The organism is Bradyrhizobium sp. SPXBL-02 (assembly GCF_051853065.1).
In the GTDB taxonomy this organism is placed as follows: Bacteria; Pseudomonadota; Alphaproteobacteria; order Rhizobiales; family Xanthobacteraceae; genus Bradyrhizobium.
Genome location: NZ_CP182474.1, coordinates 7,239,089 through 7,255,314, shown reverse-complemented (window position 1 = coordinate 7,255,314; position 16,226 = coordinate 7,239,089). Strand labels below are relative to the sequence as shown.

Below are 16,226 nucleotides of genomic sequence, written 5' to 3'. Positions count from 1 at the left end.
CGTCGCTCCATCCAGGCTACGCGACATCGACGAGCGTGATCCCCCAGCACACCGTTTTGTCGTGGAAGCATGGCAGAAACCGACCGGAATCGAGCTGAATCGAACCCGCCCATCTTGGGGATCGACTAACCTCTGATCTATAGTTTGACCGGAACAGATCCGCATCCCGAGGTTGCCGCCGTGAACGACATGCAATGGACCCCGATCGGGTCCGAACCCTTACCTCCGCCGCTGCCGCCGACGCGGGTCGATTTCTCCGGCAACCGCTCCGAGTTCCGCAAACTGGTCACCAAGGGTGCCTTGCTGGAGCTGGTCACCTTCGGCTTCTACCGGTTCTGGCTCGTCACCGACATCCGCCGTCATCTGTGGACGCACACCGCGATCGACGGTGATGCGGCCGAATACACCGGGCGGGCCAGGGAGCTCCTGGTCGGCTTCCTGTTCGCGCTCGCGATCCTGGTGCCGATCTATCTCGCCTATTTTCTCGTTGGCATCGAGTTCGAGCGCTGGCAGGGCTTCGCCTCGACGCCGCTGTTCATCGCCTTCTACGCCTTCGGCCAGTTCGCGATTTTTCGCGCGCGGCGCTACCGCCTGACGCGCACGGTCTGGCGCGGCGTCCGCTTCTGGATGGACGGCTCGGGCTGGGCCTACGCGTTTCGCGCCATGCTGTGGGGCTTGCTGGTATTCCTGACGCTCGGCCTGGCGCTGCCCTGGCGCGAGGCTGCGCTCGAACGCTACAAGATGCGGCACACCCATTACGGCGATCTCCGCGGCGACTTCGAAGGCGACGGCTGGACCTTCTTCAAGCGCGGCTGGTGGCTGTGGCTGCTCAGCCCGATCGCGCTCTTCATCTTCCCGCTCGCACCGTTCTTCTACGCCGAGTTCAAGGCGCGCGAATGGCGCTGGTGGCTCGACGGCATCCGCATCGGCGGTGTCGGCCTGTCCTCGAACCTGCCGCACGACGCCTTCTACGGCCTGTACTGGAAAGTGATCGGCTGGTGGATGCTGCTCACGGTCGCGTTCGCGGCCTATATGGGCGGCAGCGCCTTGCTCGTCGTCACGCTGACCGGCGTTCCGGCCGAGGAGATCTTCGCCGGCGACAATGCGACGAAGAGCATCCCGATGGTGGCGATGATGGTGATCGGCTATTTCGCGCTCGCCCTTGCCATCAACATCGTCATGCGCGTCTATCTTCAGCGCGATCTCTGGGCCAAGGTGCTGGAGACCGTCGAGGTGCACAACATCGGGACCGCGGCGGACGTGCGCGGCAGCGGTCAGCTTGCCAGCGCGCTCGGCGAAGGCTTTGCCGACGGACTCGATGTCGCGGGATTCTGAGCTGTGAGTGACGTGTTTGCCGAGACCCCGGCGCAGTCGGCCAAGCCGACCATCTTCTTCGACGGCGTGTCGAGCCGCAGACGGCAAGTGGCGCTGATCCTCGGCGATGCGCTCGAGATCGCCGAGGACGGCGCGACGCCCGTTCGCTGGGCCTATGCCGACATTCGCCGCGCCGACGGTCCCCCTGGAATCCTGCGCCTGGCTGCGACGTCAGCGCCGCCTCTGGCCCGGCTGGAGATCCGCGATGCCGCGCTCGCCGCCGAGGTGGTCGCCCGCTGCACGCGTCTCGACGAGCACCAGACGACGCGCCGCGGTGTCGCCAAGATCGTGGGCTGGTCGGTTGCCGCCGCCGTCTCCATCGTCTGCGTCGTCCTGTTCGGCGTGCCGCTCGCCGCCGACCGGCTCGCGCCGCTGGTGCCCAAGCCCGTGGAACGGCGCATTGGCGACGCCGCCGAGGTCCAGATGAAGACCATTTTCGGCCGCAGCGTCTGCGAAGATCCCGCGGGCAAGGCCGCCTTCACGAAGCTCGTCAACCGCCTGCGCGATGCGGCCGGCCTCGACGACACCATGACGGCCGGCGTGCTGCCGACCGCGGTGCCGAATGCCTTCGCGCTGCCTGGCGGCAAGGTGTTCGTGCTGAAGGGCCTGCTCGACAAGGCCGAGAATCCCGACGAGCTTGCCGGCATCCTCGCCCACGAGCTCGGCCATCTCAAGCATCACGACAACATGCGCGGCCTGATCTATAACGGCGGCACCTCGTTCCTGATCGGCCTGTTGTTCGGCGACATCACCGGCTCATCGGCCGTGATCTTCGCCTCGCGCAGCCTGGTCGAAGCCTCCTATTCGCGCGAAGCCGAGACCGGCGCCGACACCTTCGCGATCGAGATCATGCATGCGCTCGGCCGTTCGCCGAAACCTGCGGCCCAATTGATGTTCCGCATCACCGGCAAGGAAGGCGGCTCCTCGCTCGCCACGATTCTCGCCAGCCATCCGCTGACCGAGGACCGCCTCGCGCGCATGACGACGGAGGATCGGCCCGTCAGCGGCCCACCGCTGCTGACCGACAAGGAGTGGCAGGCGCTGAAGGGCATTTGCGGCAGCGGGAAGGTGTGAGGGCCCGCTCTCAGCGCATCACTTCGCCGGCGCGGCAGGTGGATTCGATCCGGTCGTGACGCTCGGCGCGTTGTTCGGATTGGTCGACGTCGCCTGCGGACCCACCTCGCGTCCGTTGTAGAAGAAGACGGCGGCGACCACGGCGATCACGAAGATCGCGCCGATCGCCCAGCCCACCGGGCTGTTGCGGCGCGCTCTGTCGGCCCTGCGGTCATCATTCTGATAGGTCATCGTGCTCTCCATGCTAGAGCCGGAGAACCTCGCGCGATGGAAGCTGTTCCTAAAGCGCGCAGCGCTTAGCGCGTTCCGTAGGCGCGGTCGCCGGCATCGCCGAGGCCCGGCAGGATGAACCCGTTGTCGTCGAGCCCTTCATCCACCGCCGCGGTCCAGATCGGCACGTCCGGATGCAATCCGCGCAGCCGCTCGAGCCCTTCAGGAGCTGCGATCAGGCAGGCAAGGCGGATGTCCCTGGCGCCGCGCTCCTTCAGCCGGTCGATGGCGGCGACGGCGGTGTTGGCGGTGGCGACCACCGGCGTCACCACGATGGCGAGGCGCTCGCCGAGGTCAGAGGGCGATTTGAAGAAATACTCCACCGCCGCGAAGCTGTGCGGCTCGCGGTAGAGGCCGATATGGGCGACGCGAGCGGTCGGCACCAGGTCCATCATGCCGTCGACGAAGGTGGTGCCAGCGCGCAGCATCGGCACGAACACCAGCTTCTTGCCGGCGATCTTGGCCGAATGCATCGTCGCCAGCGGCGTCTCGATGACGGTGTCGGCGAGCGGTAGGTCGCGCGTCACCTCGTAGCACAGCAGCATGCCGATCTCCTTGATCAGCTCGCGGAACGACTTGGTCGAGATGGACTTGTCCCGCACCAGCGTCAGCTTGTGCTGCACCAGCGGATGATCGACGATCGTGACGCCTTCCATAATGAGATGCTCCTGAAATTTCACCGAGGCGTCATTGCGAGCGCAGCGAAGCAATGCAGGATCTCTCCGCGGACGGACTCTGGATTGCTTCGCTGCGCTCGCAATGACGCGCGTGGTCGAAAATCTCTATCCATTCTCTAAAACACCGTACCGTCGCTGATCACCCTTAGCGGCGGCGATCCATCGCGGCGGCGTGCAAAGGCGATGGCGCGGCCGGCGGCCCAGGTGCCGCCTTCCAGAATACTTGCAAGCGGCAGTGTCTCCGGCGTGCGGCCGAGCTTGGCGCGAACCAGTTCGGCAAGGCGATCCAGCAGAGCAACGGTCAGCGCGCGCCACTCCACGACGAGCAGCGAGTCCACCGCATGCGCGCGCTCGGCATCCGCGGCTTCGCGCAGGCGCAGCACCTCATGGTCGACGAACAGGCCGCCATTGCGATATTCGGCAAGCCCGGTCAGGCCGTCGATGTCGGTCACCTCGAAGCCGGCGCGCTGCAGCGGCTCGATCAGCGAATAGCTCAGCCATTGCGATAGCTTGTGCAGCGGCACGAGGCCCGCAGTGCCGTCGTCCGCCTTGATCGCAGGATGGCGCCAGCAATCGCCGAGCGGGACGCCCGCGAGCTCGAGCCGCGACGGCCAGATCGGGCCGAGCTGGTTCAGCACCGCGGACAGGATCGCGGGCGCAGCAACAGTGCCGCCGATCGCCCGCGCCGCGATATGATCGAACAGCCCGCCCGGCCGCGGCGTATCGTGCAAGCCGAACACGTCCGCACGCTCCGAGACCTGCTTGCCCAGACGACGCAGCAGGTCGGTGCGTCCCTCCAGGCCGAGCAGCGGGTTGACGTCGCTCACCTGAAAGGCGGAGGTGAGGGAGGCGAGGGGCAGTCTTGCGAGCACATCCGCATCGGCCCTGAACGGCGCACGGGCATCGTGCGAAAACAGCCCGCTCGCGAACATGTCGAGGCTCGCGATCGCAAGCCCTTCCGATCGGCCTACGTCTGCTCCCGTCACGGCGTCGCGATAGCGCCACGCTGCGCCGGCGCCGGCGTCGAGCAGCACGCTGACGATGGCGAGGTCGAACTCGGCGCGCGCCCGCGCCGCGCGATCCGGCCAGGACGCAGCCTCGGCAAGCCGGGCCCAGCGGTCGACGCCGCCGAGCACGAAGTGCCGCCAGCGCGCATGGAACGGAATGTCGAGCGTCGGATAGGCTTTACGCGTGACCGCGAGCACGGCCTCGGCAACGCCATCCATGCGGTCGAGATCAACGGTGAAATGGGTGAGCCCGCCGGCAAGGCCGAGCTCGAGCATCTGCCCGGCGCGCGCGCGCACCGCCTTTGCGGTGAGCAGCGCGTGCGCCTGCAATTCCAAAGCGTCCGCCATCGCGATCAGTATTTTTCCAGCGAACGCCCGACCACGCCGTTGACGTCCTTCTCCGGCGCGATGTCGGTGGAGTAATAGCCGGCAGCTTTCTTCGCGGCGATCTCGACATGAGCATCGGCCGGAATCAGCTCCAGCGGGATCGGCACGCGCTCGACGATGTCGATGCCTTGCGAGGTCAGCGCGTCGTATTTCATGTCGCTCATCGACAGGAAACGGTCGATGCGCTTGAGGCCGAGCCAGTGGATCGTATCCGGCATCAATTGCTGGAAGCGCGCGTCCTGGACGCCGGCCACGCACTCGGTGCGCTCGAAATAGGCGGCGGCCGCATCGCCGTCCTCCTGCCGCTTGCGCGCATTGTAGACCAGGAATTTGGTGACCTCGCCGAGCGCGCGGCCCTCTTTCCGGTTGTAGATGACGAGCCCGAGCCCGCCCTCCTGCGCGCCGCGCGCGGATTCCTCAATGCCGTGGATCAGATAGGGCCGGCAGGTGCAGATGTCGGAGCCGAACACGTCGGAGCCGTTGCATTCGTCATGCACGCGGCAGGTGATCTTGGTGCGATGGTCCGGCAGTTTTGTCACGTCGCCGAACAGATAGACCGTAGTGCCGCCGATCGGCGGCAGGAACACCTTCATGTCCGATCGCGTGACGAGTTCGGGGAACATGCCGGCAGTCTGCTCGAACAGCGTGCGCCGCAGCTCGGTCTCGCCGGTGCCAAAGCGCGCCGCAAGGCCCGGCAGGTACCACACCGGATCGATCGCGATCTTCACCACCGAGACGCTGCCATTGGCGTGCACGACCTCGCCGTCGGCGCGGAGCCGCTTTGCGGCGATCGCTTCACGGATCTCGGGCAGGTCGAGCCGCGCCCGCGTCACGGCGATGCTCGGGCGGATGTCCGCGCCCTCGGCGATCTCCTGGCGAAAATTCTCGGCGACCAGGTGCCCCCAGGGATCGAGCGCGACGATTTTCGTGGGATCGTTCCATTGCGGGAACGGGCCGATGGTCGCGGCCGGAAAGGTGTTGGTGAGATCGGGCCTTCGAATCGGATCGAGCGCGCCGGCGGAGACCGCGAGCGCCCGGTACATCGCATAGGAGCCGCCATGGCTACCGATCACGTTGCGGTCTCCGGCGCGCGATACCGTGCCGATGATCGGCCCGCGGGCGCGCGCATCAGTGGCGCCCCAATGGATCGGAAAGGCGGCCTTCCTGCCCGGCTCCGGATGGGAGGTCAGGCGGATGTGGTCGGTACGGTTGGCACGGCTCATGTCCAGGCTCCCAAAAAGCCAACGGCCCGCCGCTCGGACGGGCCTGGCTCGCTTGCGACGCCGAACCGGCGGCGCAAGCTCAATCCAACATATTGTAGCGGCCGGTGACGACAGACAAGTTAATCGTGGCAGGGCGCAGGGGCCGCTCGCGGCCAAATTCCGGGCATCGGGAGGGCCGTCAGGCCTGCCGGCATCCGATGCCGCGCCTCATCGAGCTTGCCGCCGCGCCCGGGAGGCCAGTTTAAGGAATTGAAATAGTTCTGTTTTTCGTGTTTTCAAGGAGGTGTTGCTTCGTGCGGCGGGCTTCAAGTTCGGCGCACCGCGCTACCCCTCCTTGGAGACTGCCATGCCTGCCGCCAGCTACATCGATCCCCGCAACGGAAAGCTCTATCCCCTGGACCAGCCGCGCTGGTGCTCGGACGAGCGCACGCCGCTGCTGGTGACGCCGGGGGCGGGCATCTCGCGCCAGGACATCGATGGCCGGACGCGGTCGCTCTGGCGCTATCGGGCGGCGCTGCCGGTCGAGATCAAGACCCCGATCACGCTCGGCGAGGGTTGCACGCCGCTGGTCCAGCAGGAATGGGGCGCTCTGCGCCCGCTGTTCAAGCTCGAATGGTTCAACCCGACCGGCAGCTTCAAGGATCGCGGCTCGGCGGTGATGCTGTCCTTCCTGCGGCAGATCGGCATCGACGCCATTCTGGAGGATTCCTCCGGCAACGGCGGCTCATCGATGGCCGGCTTGGGTGCGGCCGGCGGCATGCGCGTCAAGATTCTGGCGCCCGCCTCCACGTCGCCGGCGAAGATCGCGCAGGTCCGCGCCTACGGCGCGACCGTGCAACTCGTGGAGGGCCCGCGCGAGGAATCCGAAGCCGAGGCCATCCGCCAGTCGAGCCAGACCTTCTACGCCAGCCACAATTGGCAGCCGTTCTTCCTCGAAGGCACCAAGTCGCTGGCTTACGAGATCTGGGAAGATCTCGGCTTCCGCGCGCCCGACAACGTCATCGTTCCCGTCGGCGCCGGCAGCAGTCTCCTCGGTTGCGCCTTCGGCTTCCGCGAGCTGTTGAAGGCCGGGCAGATATCGAAGCTGCCGCGCCTGTTCGCGGCGCAGCCGCTCAACTGCTCGCCGATCGATGCAAGCTTCAAGGCCGGCGTCGATACGCCGGTCGCGCGCGAGGTGAGCAAGACCGTCGCGGAGGGCACCGCGATCAAGAGTCCCCTGCGCCTGCGCGAGATCGTCGCCGCCTTGCGCGAGAGCGGCGGCGGCACCATCGCGCTCACCGAGGACGAGATCGTCGCCGCCCTGCGCCGCCTCGCGCGGCAAGGCCTGTTCGCCGAGCCGACCAGCGCCAGCGCAGCTGCGGCCCTGGACAAACTCGCGGCTGCCGGGGCCATCAGAGCGAACGAGACCACGGTCGCTGTTCTCACCGGCACGGGCCTGAAAGCCGCAACCACTGTCGCCGATCTCGTGCAATAGAGCCCTTGTGCCGCGGAGCTACGCTAACGCATTGAACCTTCGGTGTGCGTCGCCAGCCTCATGAAGGTTGAGCTCACGCAAAGGGAGAGTTCCATGACCGCGCAGGATCCGTTTGCAGGTTTCAAGGCGATCCAGAAGGAAGCTTGGTCGCTGTTCACGCCGATGGAGGTTTTCACGACTCCGACCGCGGCCAAGCTGGTCGGTTTTGCCGGCATTGCCGCCGGCCAAAAGCTGCTCGACGTCGGATGCGGCACCGGCGTTGTCGCGATCACGGCCGCGCGCCGCGGTGCGAAGGTCAGGGGTCTCGACCTCTCGCCGGTTCTGATCGAGCGCGCCCGCGAGCACGCAGGGCTGGCGAATCTCGATGTCGACTTCGTCGACGGCGACGCCGAGAGCCTGCCCTATGGCGACAGCGAGTTCGACGTGGTGCTCAGCCAGTTCGGCCACATGTTCGCGCCGCGTCCGGACGTCGCGATCGGCGAGATGCTGCGCGTGCTGAAGCCCGGCGGCACCATCGCCTTCTCCACCTGGCCGCCGCATCTCTATGTCGGCCGCATGTTCGCGCTGGTCGGCCGCCATCTGCCGCCACCCGAGGGCGTCGCATCACCGGCGTTGTGGGGCGATCCGAAAATCGTCGCCGAGCGTCTCGCGGGGAAGGCGAAGGAAATCTCGTTCGAGATGGACATGATGACGCCGTCCACGCTCAGCCCGCAGCATTTCCGCCGCACCATGGAAGCGACGATCGGGCCGTTGATCAAGCTCGTCGCCCAGTACAAGGACGAGCCGGACAAGCTCAGCAGCTTCCGTGCCGAGTTCGAGGCGTTGATCTCGGAGTATTTCGACGCCGGCAACAACGTGATGCGCCAGCAGTTCCTGATGACGAAGGCCAAGAAGGCGTGAGGCGCGATCGAGGGTGAACGCGAGGTCTTCTCAGGATGAGGCTAATCAGCGTCAGTGCTCGTTGACACTGCTGCCGCGCACTCCGCCCTCATCCTGAGGAGCCCGCCCAAAGCGGGCGTCTCGAAGGATGGCCGCAGGGAAAAGCTCTCAAATGCGACTGCCCTCCCTTGCAAGGGGAGGGCAGTGCGCTTCACTCCTTCAGGTCATTCACCCGCTTCACCCAGGCGCGCACGTCCTTGAGCACGGCGGGCAGCACCGCCTTGACCTCCGCCACGGTCATGCCCGCCTTGATGCGGGGATCGTACAGCAGGTTGAGGATGTACTGGTCGTAGATGTCGAAATAGCCCATCGAGACGTTGTCGTTGAACATCGTCCAGGGCACGCTCGTGGTGTCGTTGATCGGCCCGAGCGATTGCAACAGCTCCTCATAGGCGCAGTCGAAGAAGGTGAAATCGCCGTTGTCGACGGTGAGGATGACGTCGGAATGCTCGATCTCGAAATTGTCGTTCTTGCGGAAGCCGGACAGGCATTGCGGATCGAGCGAGGAGCGGATCTCGCGCGCCTTCTCGGCGCCGTAGAAGCTCGAGATGGTGCGGAAGAGATCGCGGTCGCGCACCAGCTTTACGCGCACGTTCGCCGCTTCGTTGGTCTCGATCATGGCGATGTCGAGATGCTGCACGCGCTTGCCGATGTCGGCCACGACCTTGGCGAGCTGCGTCTTGCGATCCGCGCGGTCGCTCTCGGCGTAGACGCGCACCGGCCCGTCGAACTTGCGGATGCGGTCGACGCGGCCGGCAAGATGGTATTCGGCGCCGAACGCCGTCTTCAGGAAGCCGTCGACGATCTCGCCGTCGGTGAAGCTCTTCTTCTCGGCGCGCTGGCGCGAGGAGATCGCCGGCAGCTCGCCGGCCGCAGCCATGGTAGCGGTGTCAGGCGCACAGGTGAGCGTCACGAGCACCAGCAGGGCGAAGCGAAGGCCGGGCGAGGGCGGGACAGATGCGCTCATCGTCCTGCGACGCTGCCGCATTCGCGCCGCGCGCACAAGACCGCAAATTCACGCGCCCTGCGGGTTCCGGCCGTCGTCTGTAGCAAGAGAGTTACAGTGTCGTAGGGTGGGCAAAGGCGCGCAAGCGCCGTGCCCACCATCTCAAAACCGTGGGCACGCCGGCGAACCGCGCGTTCGCGCGATCCTCCGGCTTTGCCCACCCTACTACGAGAGTTTGCGTCTGGTCAGTTGTTCAGCACCACCACCGTGGTGCCGATCGAGACGCGGCTGTAGAGGTCGGTGACGTCGTCGTTGGTCATGCGGAAGCAGCCCGAGGAGACGGCCTGACCGATCGTCTCCGGCTCATTGGAGCCGTGGATGCGGTACAGCGTCGAGCCCAGATACATGGCGCGGGCGCCGAGCGGATTCTCGATGCCGCCCTTCATGTGGCGCGGTAGGTCCGGCCGGCGCGCCAGCATCTGCGACGGCGGCGTCCAGTCCGGCCATTCCTTCTTGGCGGTGATCTTGTGCACCCCGCCCCAGCGGAAGCCGTCGCGGCCGACGCCGATGCCGTAGCGCAGCGCCTGCCCGTTCCCGAGCACCAGGTAGAGCCGCCGCTCGGAGGTGTTCACCACGACCGTGCCGGGCGCGTAATTGCCGTTATACATGACGGTGGTGCGGGGAATCGGGCTCGCACCGTGGCCGAGATAGCCGGTGGAACTGGTGCCCGTGAAGTCTATCATCCCCGCCGCGGATGCGTCGGCTGCGCCAGCCAGCAACAGCGCCATTGCGGTCATCGGTGCGGCAAAAAACCGGATCATCATTTCCCCCAGAAAAAAACGATTCAACCGAAGCCAGAGGCCATATTTGCGCGCGTTCCGCAAGCCACGGGCCCGTGAGGGTCGCATCGTTAACGACTGGCGTTACCAAATCGCAACTGCGCCAATTTGCTGGAAAGCGTTAGCCAAATCCGCGCGTCGTCACGCGGGGCAGGGCCGCAATGCCCGCTATTGCTTTGACGGGCCGCGCGAACAATGATTGACCGAACGGATTACTGGAAACGCCGGTTGCGGGAGCAGACAGAATGAACGGTGCGGAAAGCCTGGTGCGGACGATGGTCAAGGGCGGGGTGGACGTCTGCTTCACCAATCCCGGCACCTCCGAGATGCATTTCGTCGCGGCGCTCGACCGTGTCCCCGGCATGCGCTGCGTGCTCGGCCTGTTCGAAGGCGTGGTGACGGGTGCGGCCGACGGCTATTTCCGCATGAAGGGCACGCCTGCCTCGACCCTGCTGCATCTCGGCCCCGGCCTCGCCAACGGCCTTGCCAATCTGCACAACGCCAAGAAGGCCAATTCCGGCATCGTCAACATCGTCGGCCAGCACGCCGTCTACCACATCGGCTACAACGCGCCGCTGACCTCCGACATCGAAGGCCTGGCCCGGCCGATGTCGTCCTGGGTCCGCACCTCCCCGGATTCCAAATCGGTCGCCGCCGACGGCGCCGCCGCGATTGCCGCCGCCAAAAGCGCGCCGCCGCAGATCGCGACCCTGATCCTGCCCGCCGACACCGCCTGGAACGAAGCCGACGGCATTGCCGAGGTTCCGGCCGAGCAGCAGCGCGCGAGCTATTCGCCGCAGGCGGTCGAGCAGGCCGCAAGAATCCTGCACGGCGACGGCGAAGGCACGCTGCTGCTGATGACCGGCAGCGCGCTGAGCGAGCATGGCCTCGCGCTGGCCGAGCGCATCGCCGGCAAGACCGGCTGCACCGTGATGGGCCCGACCTTCCGTCCGAAGATGGCGCGCGGCCGCGGCCGTTTCTCGATCGACCGCATCCATTACGTGATCGAGAACGCGCTGCCGATGCTGGCAAAATTCCGTCACATCGTGCTGGTCGAGTCCGACGATCCCGTGGCGTTCTTCGCCTATCCGAACAAGCCGAGCATGCTCAAGCCGCAGGGCTGCGAGGTGCATCGCATGACCTCCTGGGGCGAGAATTCGGTCGCAGCGCTCGAGGCGCTCGCCGGCGCCGTGAAGGCCAGCGCCAGGGACGTCAAGCCGCAGGCTTTGCAGGAGCTGGTCAAGCCGACCGGCGCGCTCACCTTCGCCTCGATCGCACAGGCCATCGCCTGTGCGATCCCCGAGAACGCGATCATGGTCGACGAATCCCTCACCACCGGCCGCGGCTTCTTCCCGCCGACGGCGGCGGCCGCCCCGCACGACTGGCTGCAGAACATGGGCGGCTCGATCGGCTTCTCGACGCCGCTGTCGATCGGCGCGGCGATCGCCTGCCCGGACCGCAAGGTCATCACCATGGTCGGCGACGGCAGCGCGATGTACACGATCCAGTCGCTGTGGACCCAGGCGCGCGAGAACCTCGACATCGTCACCATCGTGTTCGCCAACCGCATCTACCAGATCCTGCGCGGCGAGTTCGACAATGTCGGCGCCGGCGAGCCCGGCCAGCGCGCCAACGACATGCTCCGCCTCGACCGGCCGACGCTGGACTTCGTGGCGCTGGCCAAGGGCATGGGCGTGCCCGGCCGCGCCGTCACCAACGCCGACGAGTTCAACAAGGCGCTGGCGGAAGCCGTCGCCGAGCCCGGCCCGCGGCTGATCGAAGTTCAGATGTAGGGCGGCAACAGACAGAGCGCCATGAGCCCGGAGGCACGATGCAGACCGAGCTGAACAAGGTGATCGCGGCGCTCCGGGACTTCTACGCCCAAGAGGCTTTCCTGTTCGAGAAGGATGTCGGCGAGCGGGCGGTCACGCACCGCTTCGCCGTGCATCTGGAAAAGCAGTTTTCGGGCTGGTCGGTCGATTGCAATTACGACCGGCTCGGCGAACGCACGCTGCATCTGCCTCACGGCACCATCATCTCGACCGACGACCATCTCGGCAAGTCGATCTACCCCGATGTCGTCGTGCATCAGCGCGAGATCCCGAACAATCTGCTCGCGGTGGAAATTCGCAAGGCGAGCAATCACACGCCGCTCGATCACGATCAGCACAAGCTGCGGGCGCTGACCGACGTCCATGTCTGGTTTCCCTATTGGATCGGCTTGTTGCTGGTGCTGGACAGGCCCCATGTGACGATGTCGGAGGTCTATGTCTCCGGCGCCGTCGACGAGGCACTGTCGCGCTGGTTCGCGACACGGCTGGAGGAGACCGGCCTCGGAGCGCGCGCATAGCGGGGCGCGGCGGCGCAGTGACGCGCGCTGCGATGTCATGACGATAGGGCCATTGCCGGTAATGTGATCCCCACCACAGTTCCGGCATGGGATAGGACCTATTGTCGACGGACTTGCACGCGTCGATGCCGGAGGCCTACGCTGGCCCATTCGGATCAGGCATATTGGAGGTTCTGATGCAGAAATCATATTTGCTGGCTGCGACGGCAGCGCTGGTGCTCATGGTGCAATCGCCGCTCGCGCTGGCGCAGGGCGCTCCAGCCACGGGCGGAACCGCCGCGCCTGCCGCGACAAGCACTGCACCGGCTGCGACGACGACAGCGCCGAGCGCGACCACCGACACGTCCAGCCAGCCCACTGACGGCAAGAAGAGCGCGTCGAAGAAGCCGGCGAAGAAGATGACCCGGCAGCAGGAGATCGATCATTCGATCGACACCGGCACCGTGCCGGCGCGCTACCGCAGCTCGGTGCCCAAGCAGTACCAGCAGTACATTCCGTTCGACAAACGGTAACGGATCGCACGGCGGCGCGACGTGAGCGAACGTGGTGCCGCCGATCATTCGGCCGGGGGGGATTGATGAGTGACGAGGTGAAGGATGCCGGCCTTGTGGCCATGATCAGCAGCATCCTGGAGGCAACAAGCGCGCAGACCATGTTGCACCGCCGCCGCTCGCCGAGGTTCCGCCGATTGTGCCGGCCGATCCCGTGGAGCCCGTCGAGACGTCCAGGTCCGATGCGGCCGCGGCCAAGGCCGAGAGCGCGCCCGATGCGGTCCCGGCGGCCACAAAGCCGGCCGAGTCAATCGCAACCACGCGGGACGGCAAGCGCCTGCTGCCGGCGGAGGCGATCGCCGATCTCGTGCTCGGCGAGCTGCGCAAGCTGGAAAACTTCCCGAGCTCCGGCGTTTCGGTGACGGTCTATGGTTACCGGCACTGGAACGCGATGCTCACCTTCGCGCCGTTCTCGACCAGTTTCCAGAGCGCGACCCGGTTCCGCCAGGCCGTGCCGGACCTCGTCTTCAGGCTCCGTCGTTTCGTCGAACTTGAGATATAGTCTCGCTCGGCGGCGTCACACGACGTCGCCAACGAAACAGTTCGACAGGATCTCCAATTGAGCGTCGCCTTCACCAAGGAAGAGAGCGCCGAAACCGCGTCCGAGACGCTGTTGCCGGACCGCCCGATCTCGCCGCATCCGAACCTCGTGACCGAAGCAGGCTTCAAGGCCTTGCAGACGCAGCTTGCCGAAGCGCGCGCGGCCTATGAAGCCGCCCAAGCCGTCGAAGACATCAACGAGAAGCGCCGGCAATCGGCCGTGCCCCTGCGCGATCTCCGCTATCTCACCGAACGCTTGCGCACGGCGCAGGTGATGCCCGATCCTGTCGCGACCGACATCGTCGCCTTCGGCAGCACCGTGAGCTTCAGCCGCGCCGACGGCCGCGTCCAGACCTACCGCATCGTCGGCGAGGACGAAGCCGATCCCAAGGCCGGCTCGATCTCGTTCGTCTCGCCGGTTGCGAGATCGCTGATGGGAAAAGCGGTCGGCGACGTCGTCGGTTCAGGCGCGCAGGAGATCGAAATTCTGTCGATTGCGTAGGGCATGATCCGGAAAAGTGCGTAGCAATTTTCCGACAAGATCATGCCCAAACAATAACCTAAAGCGCGATGACGATTCATCTTGATCGCATTGCGCTTTAGGGCGCGCAAGCCGAGGGTTGCGTGGCAAAGAGCGCCATCGACAGCACCAAGCCCATTGGCCTAAAGCATGATCCGGAACAGCGCGAGGCCGTCGTCTCCGCCAAACAAAGCTTGATGATTGGATGAGACGGTTTTTGTCGGGAGCGCTGCCGTTCTACGCGCTGGCTGCCCTCGCCATGTGCATGTACCTCGTACTTTACAGGACGAGCCTGTTCGACTTGAACGCCATCGTCCATGGCGCGACCGGGTCGGCATGGTTTCCGGCCTTCATGTTCGTCTGCGTGCTGGTGGAAGCGGTCTTTCCGTATTTCGGCTATTTTCCCGGCACCGCCCTCATCCTGATGTCCGTGGCGCTCAGTCCGAAGGCCGTGGATGGCTCCGTCTTCGTCGCGGCGTGGCTCGCCATCATCCTGGGCGCCGTTCTCAGCTACGGACAGGCTCGTTTCTTCCGGCCGTTCCTGCAGCGGGTGGCCTCGAAGGCGGCCCTGCGCCGATGCGAGTCCTTGTTCGACGCCTATGGCCCCTATGCGCGCATTGCCTTGTTCGTTCATCCCAACGCCTGCGCGATGTATTTCACGGCGCTCGGACTGCTCGGCCGCAGCCTGAGGCGCGAGCTCGCTTATCTCGGCGTGGGTGCGGCGGCGGCGGTGGGCATTCTGTTCCTCATCGTGACCAGGCTGGTGTCGTCCATCGGCCCCACCGACGATGGCGAATTGCAGGTGCTGCTGGCAGCCGCGCTGGTCGCCATCGGGACACTGATCGGTCTCTACACGGCCTGGCGGCCACAGCGCGCGGCGTGAAATGCCGCTCTCCGCCGTCATTGCGAGGAGCTCTTGCGACGAAGCAATCCAGAGTCTTTCCGCAGAGGGATTCTGGATTGCTTCGCTGCGCTCGCAATGACGAGGATTACATCGTGCGTCACACCTCCGGCAGCGCAACGCCCGTCAGCTCGCTCAATTGGCCGATGAGCTGGTGCTGAAATCTCGGATCGGTCGCCTCGCGGGCTGGCTCTTGCTGCTCGAGATGATGCCAGTAGCGTCCGCTCACCCGCGCCGCGTGATCCTCGCTGACCGCCAGCCAGGTCTGGGTCCGTTGCCCCGTGTCGATATCGACCGGGGCGCCCGCGCCGCCCATCTTCGTGCGCACCCAACCGGGATCGACGGCGTTGCAGAGGACGTTGGGCCAGCGCCGCGCCAGCGCGTAGGCGAGCGCGACGACGTGCAGCTTGCTCTCGGCATAGGCCTTGGCCGCATTCCAGGCCCGCTTGGTCCAATCGAGGTCGTCGAGCGAGCCCTCTCCGCCGCGGTGCAATCCGCTGCTGATATAGATCAATCGGGCGGGCCGCGCGATCAGGGCCGTCAGCATGAACGGCGCAAGCGTGTTGATGGCCAGCGTCTCGGCATGGCCTTCAGGGGTCGCGCCGCGGCTCGGCCGCGTGTAGACGCCGGCATTGTGGATGACCGCATCCGTGCGCCCGATCGCGTTGACCTGGTCGGCGATGCTCCGCGTCTCCTTGGCGCTTCTGAGATCGCCGATCACCAATCCCCGGGCGCGCGAAGCGAGCCCGCCGAGGGCCGCAGCACGATCGGCCGAACGCGCGTGCAGCACGACGTGGTGGCCCCGATCGAGGAGCGATTGCGCCGCCGCCCGGCCGAGGCCATCCGCGCTGCCGGTGATGAATATGGTCGCCATGGGGTTCTCCTAGGGTGTTTCAGGACGCAATCTACGGCGCTCGCGGCACTCGGGTCCCGCGCCCCCGAGGCCTGCGGACCCGAAGCAAAGCGGCCGCCAGCGGCATTTTGCGGAACTCGCCGCTTTCGTCGATCACGAAAGGCGAATTGACGCGTAGTCGATCGAAAATCAACTCACGGTACCTCTGGTCGAAAGCACCTGATGGTGGAATAATTCCCGACACATTCTTGATTAGATTTTGACGTCGGCCGCGAACCGGCTGGCGACGTGGATTTTCATC

The 16,226-nt window shown here is 65.9% G+C and carries 16 protein-coding genes and 1 pseudogene; 10 read left to right on the top strand and 7 right to left on the bottom strand.

Annotated elements, in window-relative coordinates:
* Nucleotides 1-189: 189 nt before the first annotated feature.
* Both ACNJYD_RS33645 and ACNJYD_RS33640 read left to right on the top strand, forming a co-directional pair.
* The gene (locus tag ACNJYD_RS33645) at nt 190-1,335 is read left to right on the top strand and encodes a YjgN family protein (protein WP_172788465.1); all 1,146 of its coding nucleotides are present in this window, start codon (nt 190-192) and stop codon (nt 1,333-1,335) included.
* Nucleotides 1,336-1,338: 3 nt separating this feature from the next.
* Entirely contained in the window at nt 1,339-2,448 is a 1,110-nt protein-coding gene (locus ACNJYD_RS33640) for a M48 family metallopeptidase (RefSeq protein WP_439364560.1), read from the top strand.
* 18 nt (nt 2,449-2,466) lie between these two features.
* On the opposite strand, the gene ACNJYD_RS33635 is transcribed toward ACNJYD_RS33640, so the two are convergent.
* The 4 genes from ACNJYD_RS33635 to ACNJYD_RS33620 all read right to left on the bottom strand — a co-directional run bounded on the left by ACNJYD_RS33635 (nt 2,467) and on the right by ACNJYD_RS33620 (nt 6,012).
* Nucleotides 2,467-2,679 (bottom strand): hypothetical protein, encoded by a 213-nt coding sequence (locus ACNJYD_RS33635; protein WP_212260431.1) that lies wholly within the window; start codon nt 2,677-2,679, stop codon nt 2,467-2,469.
* Nucleotides 2,680-2,744: 65 nt separating this feature from the next.
* On the bottom strand, nt 2,745-3,374 hold the full coding sequence (gene upp / locus ACNJYD_RS33630; protein ID WP_172788408.1) for a uracil phosphoribosyltransferase: 630 nt from the start codon (nt 3,372-3,374) through the stop codon (nt 2,745-2,747).
* A 137-nt stretch (nt 3,375-3,511) separates the two neighbouring features.
* Nucleotides 3,512-4,750 carry a URC4/urg3 family protein gene (locus ACNJYD_RS33625; RefSeq protein WP_439364559.1) on the bottom strand — a complete coding sequence of 413 codons (1,239 nt, stop codon included), beginning with the start codon at nt 4,748-4,750 and terminating at the stop codon, nt 3,512-3,514.
* 5 nt (nt 4,751-4,755) lie between these two features.
* The gene (locus ACNJYD_RS33620; RefSeq protein ID WP_439364558.1) at nt 4,756-6,012 is read right to left on the bottom strand and encodes a GTP cyclohydrolase II; all 1,257 of its coding nucleotides are present in this window, start codon (nt 6,010-6,012) and stop codon (nt 4,756-4,758) included.
* Between the two features lie 346 nt (nt 6,013-6,358).
* Here ACNJYD_RS33620 and ACNJYD_RS33615 point away from each other — a divergent pair, with 346 nt between their 5' ends.
* Nucleotides 6,359-7,486: a threonine synthase gene (locus ACNJYD_RS33615; RefSeq protein WP_439364557.1), complete on the top strand. Its 1,128-nt coding sequence runs from the start codon at nt 6,359-6,361 to the stop codon at nt 7,484-7,486.
* Nucleotides 7,487-7,579: 93 nt separating this feature from the next.
* A complete protein-coding gene (locus tag ACNJYD_RS33610) occupies nt 7,580-8,386 on the top strand; it encodes a class I SAM-dependent methyltransferase (RefSeq protein WP_212260427.1) in 807 nt (268 codons plus the stop codon).
* Nucleotides 8,387-8,576: 190 nt separating this feature from the next.
* Here the strand turns inward: ACNJYD_RS33610 and ACNJYD_RS33605 are convergent, their stop codons facing one another.
* Nucleotides 8,577-9,392 (bottom strand): DUF2927 domain-containing protein, encoded by an 816-nt coding sequence (locus tag ACNJYD_RS33605; protein ID WP_439364556.1) that lies wholly within the window; start codon nt 9,390-9,392, stop codon nt 8,577-8,579.
* A 224-nt stretch (nt 9,393-9,616) separates the two neighbouring features.
* Complete coding sequence (locus ACNJYD_RS33600; RefSeq protein ID WP_172788402.1) at nt 9,617-10,192, bottom strand: L,D-transpeptidase; 576 nt, start codon at nt 10,190-10,192, stop codon at nt 9,617-9,619.
* A gap of 263 nt (nt 10,193-10,455) precedes the next feature.
* Here ACNJYD_RS33600 and ACNJYD_RS33595 point away from each other — a divergent pair, with 263 nt between their 5' ends.
* The 6 genes and pseudogenes from ACNJYD_RS33595 (at nt 10,456) to ACNJYD_RS33570 (ending at nt 15,054) form a co-directional block, all read left to right on the top strand.
* Entirely contained in the window at nt 10,456-12,003 is a 1,548-nt protein-coding gene (locus ACNJYD_RS33595) for an acetolactate synthase large subunit (RefSeq protein ID WP_212260425.1), read from the top strand.
* A gap of 38 nt (nt 12,004-12,041) precedes the next feature.
* Nucleotides 12,042-12,560 carry a hypothetical protein gene (locus ACNJYD_RS33590; RefSeq protein WP_172788464.1) on the top strand — a complete coding sequence of 173 codons (519 nt, stop codon included), beginning with the start codon at nt 12,042-12,044 and terminating at the stop codon, nt 12,558-12,560.
* A 176-nt stretch (nt 12,561-12,736) separates the two neighbouring features.
* Complete coding sequence (locus ACNJYD_RS33585) at nt 12,737-13,072, top strand: hypothetical protein (RefSeq protein ID WP_439364555.1); 336 nt, start codon at nt 12,737-12,739, stop codon at nt 13,070-13,072.
* Between the two features lie 65 nt (nt 13,073-13,137).
* Nucleotides 13,138-13,613, top strand: a pseudogene (locus tag ACNJYD_RS33580) (hypothetical protein).
* Between the two features lie 57 nt (nt 13,614-13,670).
* Nucleotides 13,671-14,153, top strand: coding sequence for a transcription elongation factor GreA (gene greA, locus ACNJYD_RS33575; RefSeq protein ID WP_439364554.1), 483 nt, complete (start codon nt 13,671-13,673; stop codon nt 14,151-14,153).
* Nucleotides 14,154-14,376: 223 nt separating this feature from the next.
* Nucleotides 14,377-15,054 carry a hypothetical protein gene (locus ACNJYD_RS33570; RefSeq protein WP_172788397.1) on the top strand — a complete coding sequence of 226 codons (678 nt, stop codon included), beginning with the start codon at nt 14,377-14,379 and terminating at the stop codon, nt 15,052-15,054.
* A gap of 118 nt (nt 15,055-15,172) precedes the next feature.
* On the opposite strand, the gene ACNJYD_RS33565 is transcribed toward ACNJYD_RS33570, so the two are convergent.
* On the bottom strand, nt 15,173-15,946 hold the full coding sequence (locus ACNJYD_RS33565) for an SDR family NAD(P)-dependent oxidoreductase (RefSeq protein WP_439364553.1): 774 nt from the start codon (nt 15,944-15,946) through the stop codon (nt 15,173-15,175).
* Nucleotides 15,947-16,226 lie beyond the last annotated feature (280 nt).